The sequence below is a fragment of the Streptomyces sp. NPDC096136 genome (assembly GCF_044763325.1).
Classification (GTDB): Bacteria; Actinomycetota; Actinomycetes; order Streptomycetales; family Streptomycetaceae; genus Streptomyces.
Genome location: NZ_JBIWFZ010000007.1, coordinates 295,699 through 310,799, shown reverse-complemented (window position 1 = coordinate 310,799; position 15,101 = coordinate 295,699). Strand labels below are relative to the sequence as shown.

General features: G+C 73.1%; 13 protein-coding genes. 7 read left to right on the top strand and 6 right to left on the bottom strand.

Annotated features, from left to right (window positions below):
• Positions 1–74: 74 nt before the first annotated feature.
• From uraD to ACIRBY_RS18025, 5 genes are all read left to right on the top strand, one after another.
• Positions 75–590 carry a 2-oxo-4-hydroxy-4-carboxy-5-ureidoimidazoline decarboxylase gene (gene uraD / locus ACIRBY_RS18045; RefSeq protein ID WP_403901537.1) on the top strand — a complete coding sequence of 172 codons (516 nt, stop codon included), beginning with the start codon at positions 75–77 and terminating at the stop codon, positions 588–590.
• A gap of 2 nt (positions 591–592) precedes the next feature.
• The gene (gene uraH, locus ACIRBY_RS18040) at positions 593–982 is read left to right on the top strand and encodes a hydroxyisourate hydrolase (protein WP_007267387.1); all 390 of its coding nucleotides are present in this window, start codon (positions 593–595) and stop codon (positions 980–982) included.
• Between the two features lies 1 nt (position 983).
• On the top strand, positions 984–1,907 hold the full coding sequence (gene pucL / locus ACIRBY_RS18035) for a factor-independent urate hydroxylase (RefSeq protein WP_042818818.1): 924 nt from the start codon (positions 984–986) through the stop codon (positions 1,905–1,907).
• 186 nt (positions 1,908–2,093) lie between these two features.
• Positions 2,094–3,497, top strand: a complete 1,404-nt coding sequence (locus tag ACIRBY_RS18030) for an 8-oxoguanine deaminase (RefSeq protein WP_403901535.1) — start codon at positions 2,094–2,096, stop codon at positions 3,495–3,497.
• A 361-nt stretch (positions 3,498–3,858) separates the two neighbouring features.
• Positions 3,859–5,247 (top strand): nucleobase:cation symporter-2 family protein, encoded by a 1,389-nt coding sequence (locus ACIRBY_RS18025; protein ID WP_403901533.1) that lies wholly within the window; start codon positions 3,859–3,861, stop codon positions 5,245–5,247.
• A 192-nt stretch (positions 5,248–5,439) separates the two neighbouring features.
• Here ACIRBY_RS18025 and ACIRBY_RS18020 read toward each other — a convergent pair whose 3' ends face one another.
• Entirely contained in the window at positions 5,440–6,507 is a 1,068-nt protein-coding gene (locus ACIRBY_RS18020) for an Lrp/AsnC family transcriptional regulator (RefSeq protein WP_403901531.1), read from the bottom strand.
• A gap of 165 nt (positions 6,508–6,672) precedes the next feature.
• Here ACIRBY_RS18020 and ACIRBY_RS18015 point away from each other — a divergent pair, with 165 nt between their 5' ends.
• Both ACIRBY_RS18015 and ACIRBY_RS18010 read left to right on the top strand, forming a co-directional pair.
• Positions 6,673–8,619 (top strand): ATP-binding protein, encoded by a 1,947-nt coding sequence (locus ACIRBY_RS18015; RefSeq protein ID WP_403901530.1) that lies wholly within the window; start codon positions 6,673–6,675, stop codon positions 8,617–8,619.
• A 291-nt stretch (positions 8,620–8,910) separates the two neighbouring features.
• Positions 8,911–9,978 carry a saccharopine dehydrogenase gene (locus ACIRBY_RS18010; protein ID WP_403901528.1) on the top strand — a complete coding sequence of 356 codons (1,068 nt, stop codon included), beginning with the start codon at positions 8,911–8,913 and terminating at the stop codon, positions 9,976–9,978.
• A gap of 34 nt (positions 9,979–10,012) precedes the next feature.
• On the opposite strand, the gene ACIRBY_RS18005 is transcribed toward ACIRBY_RS18010, so the two are convergent.
• The 5 genes from ACIRBY_RS18005 to ACIRBY_RS17985 form a co-directional block, all read right to left on the bottom strand.
• The gene (locus ACIRBY_RS18005; protein ID WP_403901526.1) at positions 10,013–10,663 is read right to left on the bottom strand and encodes a 1,4-alpha-glucan branching protein; all 651 of its coding nucleotides are present in this window, start codon (positions 10,661–10,663) and stop codon (positions 10,013–10,015) included.
• A gap of 99 nt (positions 10,664–10,762) precedes the next feature.
• The gene (locus ACIRBY_RS18000; RefSeq protein WP_403901524.1) at positions 10,763–11,956 is read right to left on the bottom strand and encodes a GDSL-type esterase/lipase family protein; all 1,194 of its coding nucleotides are present in this window, start codon (positions 11,954–11,956) and stop codon (positions 10,763–10,765) included.
• A 369-nt stretch (positions 11,957–12,325) separates the two neighbouring features.
• A complete protein-coding gene (gene aceB, locus ACIRBY_RS17995; protein WP_403901522.1) occupies positions 12,326–13,945 on the bottom strand; it encodes a malate synthase A in 1,620 nt (539 codons plus the stop codon).
• Positions 13,946–14,217: 272 nt separating this feature from the next.
• A complete protein-coding gene (locus ACIRBY_RS17990) occupies positions 14,218–14,862 on the bottom strand; it encodes an NTP transferase domain-containing protein (protein ID WP_403901520.1) in 645 nt (214 codons plus the stop codon).
• Positions 14,817–15,023, bottom strand: a complete 207-nt coding sequence (locus tag ACIRBY_RS17985) for a hypothetical protein (RefSeq protein WP_403901519.1) — start codon at positions 15,021–15,023, stop codon at positions 14,817–14,819. Before ACIRBY_RS17985 ends, ACIRBY_RS17990 begins: the two co-directional genes overlap by 46 nt.
• Positions 15,024–15,101: the final 78 nt, after the last annotated feature.

Sequence of the window (15,101 nt, the reverse complement as noted above, 5' to 3'; positions counted from 1 at the left end):
TGTTGACGCCGTGTTGCCGAGGGCGTTAGCTATGCGCAGCCCGTCAAAGCAACAACAGGCCACGGAGGCCTACCGTGACTTCGAGCCCGACCCCGGGTCTGACCCGGTTCAACGCCTTGGACGACAGCGAGGCCACGGCCGAGCTGCACGAGGTGTGCGCCAGTGCGGCGTGGGGGAGCAAGATGCTCGCCCAGCGCCCCTTCGCCACCGCCGACTCCCTGTACGCCGCGAACGAGGCCGCCATGGCGGAACTCACCGCGGACGACCTGGGCGAGGCGATGGGAGGCCACGCGCCGATCGGCCGGCCGAAGCCGGGAGACCCGACCTCCGCCCGCGAGCAGCGTGGCATGGCCGGTGCCTCGGAGGAGCTCAGGAACGAGCTCCTCGAACTCAACCTGGCCTACCAGGAGAAGTTCGGCCACGTGTTCCTCATCTGCGCCACCGGTGCCACCGGTGAGTTCATGCGGGACGCGGTCAAGGTCCGGATCGACCACTCCGCCGAGCAGGAGCGAGAGATCGCGCGCGGCGAGCTGGTGAAGATCAACCGGATCCGTCTGACCCGACTCGTCGAGCTCGCAGGAGGAGAGTGAACATGAGCACCGAGACCACCGCGTCGGTGTCCACGCACATTCTGGACACCAGCATCGGCCGCCCCGCCGAGGGCGTCGCCATCTCCCTGTCGGCCCGCGCGGGCCTCGACGGCGAGTGGGCGGCCCTGGGTGGCAGCGCCACCGACGCCGACGGGCGCTGCAAGGACCTGCCGGCCCTGCCGGAGGGCACCACACACGTGCGTCTCGACTTCGAGACCGAGACGTACTTCTCAAAGAAGCAAGCCGAGGCGCAGCAGGACGCCCCCCGCGTAAGGGACAGCGGTGCGTTCTTCCCCGAGGTAACCATCACCTTCGCGGTGAACCCGGGCGAGCACTACCACGTACCGCTGCTGCTCAACCCGTTCGGCTACTCCGTTTACCGAGGGAGCTAGCATGGCCACGATTCTGGGCCAGAACCAGTACGGCAAAGCAGAGAACCGCGTCGTCAAGATCACGCGGGACGGCGACACGCACCACATCAAGGACCTGAACGTCTCGGTCGCCCTCTCCGGCGACATGGACGACGTCCACTACTCCGGCTCGAACGCCAACGTGCTCCCCACGGACACCACCAAGAACACGGTGTACGCGTTCGCCAAGGAGTACGGCATCGAGTCCGCCGAGCAGTTCGGCATCCACCTGGCCCGCTGGTTCGTGAACAGCCAGGAGCCGATCCAGCGCGCGCGCATCCGGATCGAGGAGTACGCCTGGGACCGGATCGCCACCTCGGACGCCAACTCCAAGTTCATCGGCTCCGACGAGGTCAACCACTCCTTCGTCCGCAAGGGCATGGAGACCCGCGTCACCCAGATCACGTACGACGGGCAGAACTGGGAGGTCATCTCCGGCCTCAAGGACCTGATCGTCATGAACTCCACGAACTCCGAGTTCTGGGGTTACGTGAAGGACAAGTACACGACCCTGCAGGAGGCGTACGACCGCATCCTGGCCACCCAGGTGTCGGGCCGCTGGCGCTTCAACTGGTCGGACGACGAGCAGCGGATGCCCAACTGGGAGAAGTCCTACGCCGAGACCAGGAAGCACATGCTCCAGGCCTTCGCGGAGACCTACTCCCTGTCGCTGCAGCAGACCCTGTACCAGATGGGTTCGCGCATCATCAACCACCGTTCGGAGATCGACGAGGTCCGCTTCTCGCTCCCGAACAAGCACCACTTCCTGGTCGACCTGGAGCCCTTCGGCCTCAAGAACGACAACGAGGTCTACTTCGCCGCGGACCGCCCCTACGGTCTGATCGAGGCGACGGTCCTCCGCGACGGCGCTGACGCCCGTATCCCCGTGGACATGACCAACCTCTGAGCAGTGCACGCGCGTCCCGGGGCTCCGCAGTGGCCCCGGGGCGACACACCCACAGCTTCCTGAATCGGCACCCGGACGCATCACACGGGGCGGCAGTACTGTCAGCTGTCAGGCCCCCGGCTCCGGCACTCAAATCCCCAGGGTTTTGCCGCGCCCGCACCGCCACTGAAAGCACGAGGAAGTCCCATGACAGCATCGGCAGCCCATGACGGCGCCGTAGAGCGCATCGTCATCGAGAACTGTGCGATCGCGACCGTCGACGCAAACGACACCGAGTACGCCTCGGGTCACGTCGTCATCGCAGGCAACCGGATCGAGTTCGTCGGCGCGGGCAGGGCCCCCGAGAACCTCGACAACGTCGTCCGCCGCATCGACGGCACCGGGCACCTCGTGACCCCCGGTCTGGTCAACACGCACCACCACTTCTACCAGTGGATCACCCGTGGCCTGGCCACCGACCACAACCTCTTCAACTGGCTCGTCGCGCTGTACCCGACCTGGGCGCGCATCGACGAGCAGATGGCGTACACGGCCGCCCAGGGCTCCCTGGCCGCGATGGCCCGCGGCGGTGTCACCACCGCGATGGACCACCACTACGTCTACCCCAAGAACTCCGGCGACCTCTCCGGCGCGATCATCCGCGCCGCCTCCGAGATGGGCGTCCGCTTCACCCTCGCCCGCGGCTCCATGGACCGCAGCGAGAAGGACGGCGGCCTGCCGCCGGACCACGCGGTCGAGACCCTCGAAGGTGCCCTCGCGGACACCGAGGCGACCATCAAGAAGTTCCACGACGCCTCCTTCGACGCCATGACCCAGGTCGCCGTCGCCCCGTGCTCCCCCTTCTCGGTCTCCACCGAGCTGCTGAAGCAGGGCGCCGAGCTGGCCCGCCGCCTCGGTGTGCGGATGCACACGCACGGCTCGGAGACCGTCGAGGAGGAGAAGTTCTGCCACGAGCTCTTCGGCATGGGCCCGACCGACTACTTCGAGTCGACCGGCTGGCTCGGCGAGGACGTGTGGATGGCGCACAGCGTCCACATGAACGACTCCGACATCGCCGCGTTCGCCCGCACCAAGACCGGTGTCGCGCACTGCCCGTCCTCCAACGCCCGTCTGGCCGCCGGCATCGCCCGCGTCCCGGACATGCTGGCCGCCGGCGTCCCGGTCGGCCTCGGCGTGGACGGCACCGCCTCCAACGAGTCCGGCGAGCTGCACACCGAGCTGCGCAACGCGCTGCTGATCAACCGTCTGAACCCGGTGCACCGCGAGGCCGCGCTGAACGCCCGCCAGTCGCTGCGCCTGGGCACCTACGGCGGCGCCCAGGTCCTCGGCCGCGCCGACAACATCGGTTCGCTCGAGGTCGGCAAGTGCGCCGACCTGGTCCTGTGGAACCTGAACACCTTCCTGCACTCCTCGATCGCCGACCCGGTCACCGCGCTCGTCTTCGGCGCGGCCGCCCCGGTCACCGCCTCGTTCGTCAACGGCAAGCAGATCGTCGAGAACAACCGGCTGCTCTTCGCGGACGAGGACGCCATCGCGGTGTCCACCCGCGAGGAGGCCCAGCGCCTGGCGCGGATCTCCGCGCAGGGCTGATCCCCACGGAGTCCGGCCGGGGGGGACGGCCCCCGGCCGGCCGCCGCGGACCCGAGCGGGGTCCGCGGCAGCCGTTCCCGGGAAGCGCCCGAGGAGAGATCCGACGGCGCCCCCGGGGGCGGTGACGCGTGACACCCCTTTCCAGCACGGCGCGCCATCCGCGCCACCGCCACGGCACCCCCAGCCCTGACCGGGCTGGATCCACCGCGCGGGAACGGTTTTTGGGCGAATCGATTCCGCACCCCTTGGGACGAGAAGTAGCTCCACCCACAACTGCACACAGGCTCGAACAGCACCGCTTTCGCACCACCTCCCTGACACCCACGTCCCTGCCGACGTGTTTAACCGACCGGAGGAAGCCGTGGCCGATGCGCCCAGGTTCCGCAAAGACGCAGTCGCAGTACCGGAGGAGAAGCACCCGGTCGACGAGACCCTGCCTCCGCTCAGAATGTTCACCAGCGGCCTCCAGCACGTGGCCGCCATGTACGCGGGTGTCGTGGCCCCGCCCATGATCGTCGGCCCCGCCGTGGGGCTCTCGGCGACCGAGACCGCCTTCCTGATGGGCGCGTCCCTCTTCACCGCAGGGCTCGCCACCCTCCTCCAGACCCTCGGGTTCTGGAAGATCGGCGCCAAACTCCCCTTCGTCAACGGCGTCTCCTTCGCCGGAGTCACCCCGATGATCGCCATCGGCAAGGGCCAGGGGCACGACGCCATCCCCGTCATCTTCGGCGCGATCATCGTCGCCGGACTGGTCGGCTTCCTCGCCGCCCCCTACTTCGGCCGGCTCGTCCGGTTCTTCCCGCCCGTGGTCACCGGCACCGTCATCACCCTGATCGGCGTCTCGCTGCTCCCCGTGGCCTTCAACTGGTCCCAGGGCGGCAACCGCACCGCAGCCGACTACGGCTCCATGAAGAACATCGGCATGGCGGCCCTCACCCTGGCGATCGTCCTGGTGATGCGCAAGTTCCTGCGCGGGTTCCTCCAGCAGATCTCCATCCTCCTCGGCCTGGTCGCGGGCACCCTCGTGGCGATACCCCTGGGCATGGCGAACTTCGACGCCGTCCGCGACGCGGACCTCGTCGGCTTCCCGACGCCCTTCCACTTCGGCGCCCCCCAGTTCCACGTCGCGGCGATCGTCTCGATGTGCATCGTGATGCTCGTCTGCATGACCGAGTCCACCGCCGACATCCTGGCCCTCGGCCGGATCGTGGGCCGGCCGGCGGACGCGAGGACCATCGAGGGCGGCCTGCGCGCCGACACCCTCGGCAGCGCGCTCAGCCCCCTGTTCAACGGGTTCATGTGCAGCGCCTTCGCGCAGAACATCGGGCTCGTCGCGATGACCAAGGTCCGCAGCCGCTTCGTCGTCGCCGCGGGCGGCGGCATCCTGATCCTGCTCGGCCTGTGTCCGGTGGCCGCCTCCGTCATCGGGGTCGTCCCGCTGCCCGTCCTCGGCGGCGCCGGCGTCGTGCTCTTCGGCTCCGTGGCGGCCAGCGGCATCCAGACCCTGGCGGGTGCGGCCATGGAGAAGGGCGAGAACGCCCTCATCGTCGCCACCTCGGTCGGCATCGGCCTGATCCCGATCGCCGCGCCGAACTTCTACCACGCCTTCCCGAAGGACCTCCTCGTCGTCCTCGACTCCGGCATCAGCACCGGCTGCGTGGTCGCGATCCTGCTCAACCTGGCCTTCAACCACCTCGGGGCGAGGAAGACCGCGGCCGATCCCGCCCCCGAACCGGCCTTCGCGCACTGAAGGGGCCAGCGGACCCCTGGGCCCGCGCGCACCCGCCCCCGGCGGGCGTGCGGCGGCGGGTACGCCACCCACTGCGGGTGTGGCGTACCCGCCGCCGCAGGCCCGTCCGGGGGCGCCGTCGCGGGCTCCCGCCGCGCTCCGGGCCGGTACCCCTCCCGCGCCGGGGGCCCGGTCCGCGCCCCCGCCGCCGGTTCAGGTCCGGTCCGCCACCCCCGGCGCCGGGTCCGTCCAGATGTCCGGCCGGACGGTCCGCACCCGGCGCCCCGTCTGGTCCAGTTCCTGCGCCTCCGACTTGCGCACGTGCAGCGCCACCGCCGTGTCGGTGATGCGCAGCCCCGGCAGCCGGCGGGACAGGTCGGCGGTGTAGCGGGCCAGCCCCTCCACGGTGCGCAGCCTGGCGCTGATCATGAAGTTCCAGGTGCCGCTCACCGACATGCAGGTCCGCGTCTCGCGCAGCCCCGCGGCCACCGCCGCGCAGTCGGCGACCTCGTGCTCGCGCACCTCCGCCCACAGGGTCGCCGACACCGGCCAGCCGGACAGCCCCGACGCCATCGCACAGCTGTAGCGCAGGCTCTGCCCCGCCTCCAGCCGGCTCAGCCGGCGCCGTACGGTCGACTCGCTCATCCCCGACTCCCGGGCCAGCGAGGCCACGCTGCGCCGCCCGTCCGCGGCCAGCGCCATCATCAGCGGCCGGTCCTCCCCGGACACCGGGGCCACCGGCGGCGCCGCCGCTCCCGGCGTACCGGGGGCGCGCCGCGTACGCCCCGTCAGCAGGGCCGCCTGGGCCGGGGACAGATGGTCCATGCGCCAGCGGTCGGGGGCCGAGTGCACCACCGTGACCATCGAGGAGCGGGTGCCGGTCACTCCCGGGATCCGCTGCACCCGGAAGGACAGGTAGCGGAACAGCAGGTGCAGGTCCGGCAGGGCCACGAAGGCCAGCAGGTCGCGGCCGCCGGTGGTGTGCTCCACGCCCATCGTGTGCGCGTCGCCCGCCAGGGCCGCGCCCACCGCGGGGGAGGTCCCCGCCGCGCACATCACCTCCACCCACGCCATGCAGGGCGCCTGGCTCCCCGTGCGCAGCCCCAGCCCCGAGACCCAGGCCTCCCCGGCGGACGTCATCCGCTCCCAGCGGCGCGCCAGGGTCTCCGGGCGGGCCCCGAGCACCGGGCCCAGCCGCTCCCAGCTGGCGCGGGGCGCGAGCTGGAGGGCGTGAACGAGTGCCCGGTCGGTGTCGTCAATGGAGGAAATGGCCGAGTTCATACTTACCCCTGGCGGTTTTCCCGGCACCGGACCGGTTGACCAGACTTTCGACTGATCATCTCTCTTCGTGCGCCGAACCGCCGCATCGGAACGGTGCTGGACGGCACGGATGTGCGCAGCCCCAGGACAGCAGCGGGAGGACGTATGGGGGAGTCCGGCTCGAGCGTGCGTCAAGCGGTGCCCGTCGAGCTCTCCAGCCTCGTCGGGCGGGCCGCCGAAGTGGCGCGGACCCGGGCCCTGCTGGCCGCGGAACGCCTGGTCACGCTGACTGGCCCGGCCGGGGTGGGCAAGACCCGGATCGCCGTGCGCGCCGTCCGCGAGCTCTGCGGCGGCCGCGGCGCCGACGTCGTGTGGGCCGACCTGTCCCGGGTGCCGTCCGAACCGGGGGGAGGGGCGGCCGGGGAGCTGGGCGCGGTCCTGGCCGGGCGCGAGGCGCTGCTGGTCCTGGACGGCTGCGAGCACCTCGGCGGACGGGCCGGGGAGCTCGCGGGGGAACTGCTCGCGCGCTGGCCGGGGGTACGGATTCTGGCCACGTCGCGGCAGGTCCTCGGGGTGGCGGGGGAAGCCCTGCTCGCCGTCGGCCCGCTGGCGCTCCCCGCCGAACCGGAGGACCCCGCGGCACCCTGCGCGGTGGCCGGGGTCGCCCTCTCCACCGCCGTACGGCTCTACGTGGAGCGGGCGCGCGGCGCCGACCCCCGCTTCGAGCTCACCGAGCACAACGCCGGGGCCGTGGCCGCCCTGTGCAGGGCACTGGACGGGATCCCGGGGGCGCTGGAGCTCGCGGCCGCCCGGGCTCGCCGCCACGAGCCCGCCGAGGCGCTGCGCCGGCTGACGGCCGACCCGCTGGAGTTCCTCGCCGGCGGTGCGGGCCGGGCGGGCGGTGCCGATGCGCTGAGCCTGTGCCGTCTGGCCCCGCCCGGGGAGCGGCTGTTGTGGGAGCGGCTGTCGGTCTTCGCGGGCTCCTTCGACGAGGCCGCCGTCACCGAGGTGTGCGGGTTCGGCGCGCTCGGGCCGGGGGACGCCGCCCGGACCCTGCGGCGGCTGGCCCCCGCGCTGCTGGCGGAGCCCGGGCACGCCGGCCGCTACCGGCTGCCGCTGACCGTACGGGCCTACGCGGCCCGGAGGCTGGCCCGCGATCCGCACGGCGACGGGGCCACCGCGGTCCGCCGCCACCACGAGCGCTGCCGGATCACCGCCGAACGCGCCGCGCAGCTGTGGCGGTCGGGGGCGCAGCTGGAGGCCCGCGCCCTGGCCCTGCGGGAGCTGCCCGAGCTGCGGCTGGCGATGGACCCGCACGCGCCGGCCGGCCCGGCCGCCGCGCTGGAGGTCGCCGTCTCGCTGTGGTTCCTCTGGTCGGCCTGCGGGCTGGTGGAGGAGGGGCGCGGGCACCTGGAGCGGGCTCTGGCCCTCCACCCGGCGCCCCGCCCGGCCCGGGCGCTGTGGCTGGCGGCCTGGCTGGTGGCGAGCTTCGGCCAGGCGGATGCCGCCGATCCGCTGCTGGTGGAGGCCTGGACCGCGGCCGTGCAGGAGGGCGAGGACGCCGTCCTGGCCTACCTCGCGCACGTCCGGGGCACCGTCGCCCTGTGGCGGGACCGGCCGGCCGAGGCCGCGTGCGAGTACCGCGACGCCCTCGAACTGCTCCCCGAGGCGCCCGAGTTCGGGCCCGGGCGGCAGGCGCTGGAGGCCGCGCTGGAGATGGCCCTCGCGCGCACCGACCCGGCCGCGCACCCCTTCGCCGCCGGCGCGCCCGACGGCCCCGACCTGTGGGCCCGCTCCTGGACCGGCTACGCGCAGGCCCTCCTCCAGCGCCGCGACGGCCGCCCCGCGCTGGCCCGTACCTGGCTGCTGCGCTCGCTGAAGACCCAGTTCGCCCTGGGCGACCGGCTCGGCCAGGCCCTCTCGGTGGAGCTGCTCGCCCAGCTGGAGGCGGACCTGGGCCGCTACGAGCTGTCCGCCCGGCTGCTCGGCGCGGTCTCCGGGTACCGCCCGGCGTCCGCGTGCGCCCCGCGCGCGGAACGGGTCCTGCGGCTGAAGCTGACCCCCGAGGCCCTGCGGACGGCCTACGCGGAGGGCACCCGGACCCCGCTGCGGGAACTCCTGCCGGAGCTGTGAGCCCCGGCCCGCGCCGCCGGGCCGAACCGGGCGCGCCGGGCCGGGGGACCCCCGCGCGGAGCCGGACGGGACCTGCCGCGCCGCCCGGGGAGGTCCCGCCGGGAGGCCGCGCCGGACCCGCCCGGGGGCCGGGGCCGGCCGGGCCTGGGGCCGGGGAGGGCCCGCGGGGCACGGGGTGCCAGGGTGCCCGGAGTTGCCGCCCCGATCCGGCGTACGGCGTAAAGGACGCGGAAAGACATCGCTTGAGCGCTGGCTCGCCCCCACCCCTCTGACCGGACAGGTGGTACAGCGATGGCCGAAACCCCGCAGCTGTGGATGCGCAGCGAGACCCGACCCACCGAACGGCGCGCGCCGCTGACACCCGACGACGCCGGGCTCCTCGTCCGCCGGGGCGTACGGATCACCGTGGAGGACTCCGGCCACCGCGTCTTCCCGCTCGACGCCTACGCCGCCGCCGGCTGCCGCACCGCGCCCGCCGGATCCTGGGTCCGGGCCGCGCCCGGGTCGGCGTACGTCCTCGGCCTCAAGGAGCTCCCGCAGTCGCCCGAGGCCCTGCACCACCGGCACGTCTACTTCGGGCACGCCTACAAGGGCCAGCCCCAGGCCCCCGGGCTGCTGCGGCGGTTCGCCGCGGGCGGCGGGACCCTGCTCGACCTGGAGTACCTGGCCGACGCGCAGGGCCGCCGGCTGGCCGCCTTCGGCTACTGGGCCGGGTACGCGGGCGCCGCCCTGGCCGCCCTGCACGCACGGGGACGGCTGGCCGCCCCCCTGGTCCCGACGCCCCGCCCCGAGTTGGACGCCCGCCTGCGGGACGCTCCGGCCGACGGGTTACGGGCCCTGGTGATCGGCGCGGGAGGCCGCAGCGGGCGCGGCGCCTGCGACGCCCTCGCCACCGCCGGGATCGCGGTCACGCGCTGGGGACGGGAGGCGACCCGCCGACTGGACCGGGCCGCACTGCTGGACCACGACATCCTGGTCAACGCGGTGCTCACCACCCGGCCGGTGCCGCCCTTCCTGACCCCGGCGGATCTGGAGGGCGGGGCCGGCCGGCTGTCGGTGATCGCCGACATCACCTGCGACACCGGATCGGACCTGCACCTGCTGCCGGTCTACGACCGCCTCACCGACTGGACGGTCCCGGCCCGCCGGCTGCGCGGCGGCGCCCGGCCGGTCGACGTGATCGCCATCGACAACCTGCCCTCGCTGCTCCCGGCGGAGGCGGCCCGCGCCTTCTCCGCGGACCTGCTGCCCAAGCTCGTCGACCTGCACTCCCCGGCCCCCGACCCGGACTGGCTGCGCTGCCGGGCGGCCTTCACCTCGGCGATGGAGGCGCTCACCGGCCCGGACCGGGCGGCGTAGGGCCCGGGCCCGGAGCGGTGCCCGCCGGTCCGGGTCAGCCCTCGCGCAGGACGGCGAGGGGCCCGCGCGGCCGCGTGCCGTCCGGCAGCTCCCAGCCCGCGGTGACGCGGCCGAGCGCGCCGGGGTCGGTCCGGCCGGCCTCCAGGACGCGGACCAGCTCCACGGCGAGGCGGCGCCCGCCGGCCTCCACCGCGAGGCGGGTGCCCTCCGGCCCGTCCTCGACGGCCACCACGGCCGCCCCGGCCGGGAGGGCGTCCTCGGCGGCCTCGGGGACGACGGTCGGGTCGGGGGCGCCGGTGACGCTCTGCTGCTGCGGCTCGGCGGCGCCCCGCAGCAGGGCGAGCAGCCGCTCGGTGAGCACCGGGTCGTGGGCGCCGTCGTAGATCCAGCGGGTGCCCAGCACCCCGTGCTCGGAGGTGCCGACGAGCCCCTCCTCGGCGCCTTCGAGCGGTGCCCCGCGGTAGGTCAGGGGGACGAGGTAGGTGACGGGCTCGGCGTCCGAGACGTCGGTGACCGCCATGAACTCGATGCCGACCTCGCCCTCGGGGTCGTCGAGGCGGAACCCGCCGGCGGCCGCCAGCTCCGGCGCCGCGGACGCGCCGGCGTACCAGGGCCTGGTGGGGAGCCAGCCGGTGAGCAGCTCGCGCTTGCCGGGTTTCATGGTGGTGCGGTGGATGACGGCCATGTCCGGTCAACTTCCTTCGGCGGTGCGGGGTTTCCCCAGGGGGCGGGCGGTCGGTCCTGGCTTGATCATGACAGCCCGTCCCCCCGGGTCCTCACCGTTTTACGGAGCGGACGTCAGGTACATCCCGCTCTGGTCGCCCCCGGCGGTGTTCTTGCAGCTGGAGGCCGAGTCCGCGGGCTGGGCCACGGCCAGGGCCAGGCAGCGCCCGACGGCCAGCTGGCCGAAGTAGTTCGGGTGCATGGACTCCTGGATGATGCCCTGGGTCTCGTTGTTGTCGATCCAGCGGGCCCACTCGCTGGTCTTCGCCGACGCGGGGACCGTCGAGGTGACCTGCTTGCTGGCCTTGGCGCAGACCTCGCGCCCCTGCATCATGTCGCGCAGGTCCAGGAACTGGGTGCCCTTGGCCGCCGCGACCTGCTTGAGGCGGTTCGCCAGCTGCGGCACCAGGGAGTCCCGGGCCCAGTCCGAGTCGCGGTTCCAGAAGGGGCAGCCGCCGCTGTTGAGCCGGCTCCAGTCGCTCTGGGTGTACCGGTTCTCGGCGCCCCGGGGGATCGGCGAGGGGTAGGACTGGAGCACGATGCGGTACGAGGAGTCCGTGTACCCGGCCTGGCGCATCACGGCCCGGATCTCGTCGACGGACTTGCCGACGTTCGCCATCACCCCGTCGATCTTCGCGTCGACGCCCGCCTGCTGGTCGTCGTAGCAGTACGAGTTCCAGAGCACGAAGTCGAGCGCGCACTCCTTGATGATGTCGGCGAAGCCCAGGTCGTTGCCGCCGACGGACAGCGCGATGACCTTCACGTTGCGGCTCGCGGCCACGGCCGCCAGCTGGTCGGCCTGCGGGGCCTCGCCCTTGTAGGACACGCCCCCGTTGGAGGCGCGGAAGACGTTCTCCGACGTCGCCCCGGAGCAGGCCAGGTTCACGGCCGTCTCGGCGACCGCGCCGGCGCTCAGCACCTCGGCCGAGTCCGAGCGGTCGCAGCCGCCCGCCGTGGTGCCGTAGACCTTCGCGGGGTCGTAGGTGCCGCCGCTGACCCACGCCCGGTCAGTGCCGTTCCTGCTCCCGCTGTTGGTCAGGCTGTTGCCCTTCCAGCGTCCGGCCTCGCCGGAGATGTAGCTGTCGCCCATCGAGACGACGGCGGTGGGGCCCGTCCCGGGCCCGGCCGCCGCCGGCCCGGCCCCGCCGACGAGCAGCGCGCCGGCGGCGAGCGGCACGGCCATCCCGGCGCCGGCCAGTCGTCGCACACGGCCTCGGGCGGCCCGGTCCTTGCCGGCCTTGCGGAATCCGATCACTGCGGAACTCCTGCGGTCGGCCACGCCGAAGTTGCCGACAACTTCGGTGCGTGGCTTGGAAAGTGGGGGTACCGCCGGCGCCGGTGGCATCGGAAAGGTGGCACGGGCCCACTTGTTACCGCTAGGTACAGTCGGATTACGATGACGTAACGCCCGACCGGTCGGTCGGGCGCGAGGAAGGTTCTCGGGGCCGCTCCGGGCCCGGCTCCGCCGGCCGGCGGAGCCGGCGGGGCTTCGCAGGCGCGTATGCGGATCGGGCCCCGGCGGACGGCCGCGCGTGCGGCAAAGCCCCGGCCCCCGCCGCCCGGAGGGGGCGGCGGGGGCCGGGGTGGGTTTCGACTGCTGTGCGATTCAGCCGAAGAAGGGGTGTCAGCCGACGAGCTGGTCGTACGCGGGGAGGGTCAGGAAGTCCGCGTAGTCGGCGTCCAGGGAGACCTTGAGGAAGAGGTCGTGCGCCTGCTGCCACTTCCCGGCCGCGAAGGCCTCCTCGCCGGCCTCGGCGCGGATCGCGGCGAGTTCCTCGGCGGCGAAGGTCCGCGTCAGTTCGGCGGTGGCGCGCTCGCCGTTCTCGAAGACGACTCCGGCGTTGATCCACTGCCAGATCTGGGAGCGCGAGATCTCGGCGGTGGCGGCGTCCTCCATGAGGCCGAAGATGCCGACGGCGCCCAGGCCGCGCAGCCAGGCCTCGATGTAGCGGATGCCCACCTGGACGGCGTTGCGCAGGCCCTCGTAGGTGGGCCGGGCGTCCAGGGAGTCGATCGCGATCAGGTCGCCGGGGGCGACGGCGACGTCCTCGCGCAGGCGGTCCTTCTGGTTGGGCTTCTCGCCCAGGACGGCGTCGAAGGAGGCCATCGCGATCGGGACCAGGTCGGGGTGGGCGACCCAGGAGCCGTCGAAGCCGTCGCCCGCCTCGCGGTCCTTGTCGGCCCGGACCTTCTCGAACGCGATCCGGTTGGCCTCGGCGTCCTTGCGGGACGGGATGAAGGCCGCCATGCCGCCGATGGCGTGCGCGCCGCGCTTGTGGCAGGTGCGGACGAGCAGTTCGGTGTAGGCGCGCATGAAGGGCGCCGTCATGGTCACCGCGTTGCGGTCCGGCAGGACGAACTTCTCGCCGCCGTCGCGGAAGTTCTTGACGATGGAGAACAGGTAGTCCCAGCGGCCCGCGTTGAGGCCCGCCGCGTGGTCCTTGAGCTCGAAGAGGATCTCCTCCATCTCGTAGGCCGCGGTGATGGTCTCGATCAGGACGGTCGCGCGGACGGTGCCCTGCGGGATGCCGACGTAGTCCTGGGCGAAGACGAAGATGTCGTTCCAGAGGCGGGCCTCCAGGTGCGACTCCGTCTTCGGGAGGTAGAAGTAGGGGCCCTTGCCGAGGTCGATCAGGCGCTGGGCGTTGTGGAAGAAGTAGAGGCCGAAGTCCACGAGGGAGCCGGAGGCGGGGCCGCCCTCGAAGCGGAGGTGGCGCTCCTCCAGGTGCCAGCCGCGCGGGCGCATGACCACGGTGGCGAGCTGCTCGGCGGGCTTGAGGGCGTAGGCCTTGCCGGTGCGCGCGTCCGTGAAGTCGATGCGGCGCTCGTAGGCGTCGATGAGGTTGAGCTGGCCGAGGACCACGTTCTCCCAGGTGGGAGCCGAGGCGTCCTCGAAGTCGGCGAGCCAGACCTTGGCGCCCGAGTTGAGGGCGTTGATGGTCATCTTGCGGTCCGTCGGACCGGTGATCTCCACGCGGCGGTCGTTCAGGGCGGCCGGGGCCGGCGCGACCTTCCAGTCGCCCTCGCGGACCTGTGCGGTGTCCGGGAGGAAGTCGAGCGTGGAGGTGCGGGCGATCTCGGCGCGCCGCTCGCCGCGTCGGGCGAGGAGCTCGGCGCGGCGGGGGGCGAACCGCCGGTGGAGCTCGGCCACGAAGGCGAGGGCCGCATCGGTGAGGACTTCGTCCTGCCGGGGCAGGGGCTCGGCGTCGACGATGGCCAGCGGGGACGGCGCTGGTGCGGACATATCTGTCACTCCTTCAGCGGCGGTGCCTGGCGGCCGCGGGGAATGCTCGCGCGAGACGGCACGCAGTGCCGTCGGGTGTGGAGAGTTCCGGACAACGGTCGCGGGCGCCGTCTGGGGGTTCGGGCGCTTCTGACCAGTGGATAGTAATTTCCTCATGGTGGAAGTTCAATGGTTTGTTGATGTCGAGATTCTCTGAGTCGACACATTCCGATCGCCCGTGGCCCTCAGTGCCATCGCGGTCACAGGCCGCTCAGGCCGCGCTCCGGCCCGGCTCAGGCGAGACGTGCCAGGTCGGGCGGGGTGTCGATGTCGAAGGCGGCCGCGACGTCCCCGCACTCCACCAGCATGACCTCGGCGGCGTGGTTCCTCAGGTGGACCCGCGCGCCCTGGTCCCCGGTCGCCGTCGCCGCGATGTCCGCCCAGCGGTCCGCCCCGAACAGCACCGGGTGCCCGCGCTCGCCGTCGTAGGCGGCCGCCGCCAGGCTGGCCGGGGAGCGGTACGCCGCACGCACCCGGGCCACGGCCTCGGGCCCGATCCCCGGCTGGTCCACCAGGGAGACCAGGGCCGCCCGGGCCCCCGTGCCGGCCAGCGAGGCCAGGCCCACCCGCAGGGAGGAGCCCATGCCCTCGGCCCAGTCAGGGTTGTCGACGACCACGCACCCCGCCAGGTCGGCGCGCTCGCGGACCTCCGCCGCCGAGGCGCCCAGCACCACGTGCACCGGACCGCAGCCGGCCTCGCGCAGCACGCGGACGGCGTTCTCCACGAGCGGGCGGCCGCGGTAGGGGAGCAGGGCCTTGGGGCGCCCGCCGAGCCGGCGGCCGCCGCCGGCGGCCAGGAGCAGGCCCGCGATCACCGGCGGCCCTTCGGCGGTCACCGGGCGAGCGGACGGGGTGCGGGAGTGTTCGGCTGCTGACATGCGGGCGATTCTCGCGCCTTGCGCCGAACGGGTGGCCGCCGCGCGAGCAGGAGCCGTACGGAGGCCAGCGCGGCACCGATCCGCAGGGGCGCGGAGATCCGGTGCTCGGCGGCGGCCAGCAGGGCCCGTTCGTCACGGTCGGTGAGGACGTCGTACGGCATTGCGGATTCTCCTTGCCAAGGGCGGGCCAATACCGCGAGTCTGGACCCCGATTGGCCTGGACGTCAGAGCCAATCAGG

What these genes read in the sequence shown, in the direction of transcription:
- uraH (WP_007267387.1), top strand. Translation starts at nt 593, where the DNA reads ATGAGCACCGAGACCACCGCGTCGGTGTCCACGCACATTCTGGACACC.
- pucL (WP_042818818.1), top strand. Translation starts at nt 984, where the DNA reads ATGGCCACGATTCTGGGCCAGAACCAGTACGGCAAAGCAGAGAACCGC.
- ACIRBY_RS18030 (WP_403901535.1), top strand. Translation starts at nt 2,094, where the DNA reads ATGACAGCATCGGCAGCCCATGACGGCGCCGTAGAGCGCATCGTCATC.
- ACIRBY_RS18020 (WP_403901531.1), bottom strand. Translation starts at nt 6,507, where the DNA reads ATGAACTCGGCCATTTCCTCCATTGACGACACCGACCGGGCACTCGTT.
- ACIRBY_RS18010 (WP_403901528.1), top strand. Translation starts at nt 8,911, where the DNA reads ATGGCCGAAACCCCGCAGCTGTGGATGCGCAGCGAGACCCGACCCACC.
- ACIRBY_RS18005 (WP_403901526.1), bottom strand. Translation starts at nt 10,663, where the DNA reads ATGGCCGTCATCCACCGCACCACCATGAAACCCGGCAAGCGCGAGCTG.
- aceB (WP_403901522.1), bottom strand. Translation starts at nt 13,945, where the DNA reads ATGTCCGCACCAGCGCCGTCCCCGCTGGCCATCGTCGACGCCGAGCCC.
- ACIRBY_RS17990 (WP_403901520.1), bottom strand. Translation starts at nt 14,862, where the DNA reads ATGTCAGCAGCCGAACACTCCCGCACCCCGTCCGCTCGCCCGGTGACC.
- ACIRBY_RS17985 (WP_403901519.1), bottom strand. Translation starts at nt 15,023, where the DNA reads ATGCCGTACGACGTCCTCACCGACCGTGACGAACGGGCCCTGCTGGCC.